Origin of the sequence: Bartonella sp. TT29SHDZB (assembly GCF_042193395.1) — a bacterium.
Taxonomy (GTDB): Bacteria; Pseudomonadota; Alphaproteobacteria; order Rhizobiales; family Rhizobiaceae; genus Bartonella.
The window spans coordinates 1-1,598 of sequence record NZ_JBHILQ010000087.1; the positions used below are offsets into that span (position 1 = coordinate 1).

The 1,598-nt window shown below is 35.1% G+C and carries 1 pseudogene; it reads left to right on the forward strand.

Features of this window, described 5'->3' with window-relative positions:
• Nucleotides 1-1,009 (forward strand): annotated as a pseudogene (locus tag ACFIJJ_RS09700) (DUF3987 domain-containing protein); the annotation flags it as partial.
• Nucleotides 1,010-1,598 lie beyond the last annotated feature (589 nt).

Sequence of the window (1,598 nt, forward strand, 5' to 3'; positions counted from 1 at the left end):
AAGAAAGTGAGGAAGATGACACGCTTAATAAACGACGTCTTATTGTCAACGATGTGACCGTCGAAAAGCTTGGGGAACTCTTAAAAGAAAACCCCCGTGGTCTCTTAATGGTTCGTGATGAGTTATCTGGTTTTTTAACCAATCTAGAAAGAAAGGAATATCAAACAGACCGTGCTTTTTATCTCACAGCTTTTAATGGAGATGATCAATTTACCTATGACCGTATCGAGCGGGGAACCATTTTTATCCCCCATGTAACGTTATCAATAATTGGAGGCATTCAACCTTCACGAATTATTCCCATCATTCAAGCCATGCACCATGGAATAAACGATGACGGTTTATTGCAACGGTTTCAAATGATTGTGTGGCCCGATGAAAATCAAGAATGGAAATTGATTGATAGACCGCCCAATCAAGAGGGTTGGCAAAAGTATGAAGGTGTTTTTCGCTCTTTTCGTGATAAACGATTAGGTTCTCCAGAACACCCGCTGATCATGCGTTTTATGCCAAAAGCACAAGAGAAATTTTATGAATGGTTAGAAAACCTTCATAGAGAAGCAAAAGGGGGTCGTTTCTCCGAAAGCTTACAATCGCATGTTTTAAAATGCCAAAGACCATAGCAAGCCTTGCGTTAATTTTTGAACTTCTTGATAGTGGTGGTTTTAAAATTGGTCTCTATGCCATTACAACAGCATTGCGTTGGGAAAAATATCTATTAAGTCATGCAAAACGTCTTTATGCGGCGAATGATACATTAACAGCAGAGCGTGCAAAATTAATTGTTGAACGCTGTGATCATTTACCCGATATTTTTACAGCAAGGGATGTTTATAAACGTGATTGGAAATATTTAACAGACAATCAAACCGTTAAGCAAGCTTTAGAGCTTTTATGTCGTTGTAACTATATTCGTGAAATCTCTGGAGAGAATAACTCCCAAGGCGGTCGACCTACCATACGTTATGAATGGCACCCCTTAGTGAAAAGTCATAAGACATCACACTGAGGCAATTTGGAAATCTTATAAAACATTAAACAATATAACAGTGAACCTTTAAAGCACTCCCCATCATTAGTTATGGGGGTTATGGGGGTTCTTTTTACCCCCCTTTATATATATTTTTTAGTCAAAAATAAAAGTTATTATATTTCAAGTGGTTAATATTTTACTGATCTAAAAAAACAACCTATATCGACATTACAACCTATAAATTCAACCAATAATATATGTTTTGTAGGTGTTTTGGGGGTTTTAAAAACAGACAAAACCTATCTATAAAATAATTCATAAAACTTATCAAAATACTCATTCTGATGTTTTAAAGTCCATGGTGCATTTGTCTTGATTAACAGGTCAATTAACACATCAAATAAACAGCAAATTTCACTATTTTGCTGATCTTATCCCATGTCATGGGCTGTGGATAAACAGCATTTAAAAAAACTTTTGAAAAAAATTTATCCGCTTTTTAGCATTTTCAGAATTTTTCACACTATTCATTCAAAATGGATTTAATGAGCTTCATTTTGATTCTTTTGAAGAGAATTAATCAATAGAATATATTGTCATGGAGTTTATTCTTTATGCTTCGCCC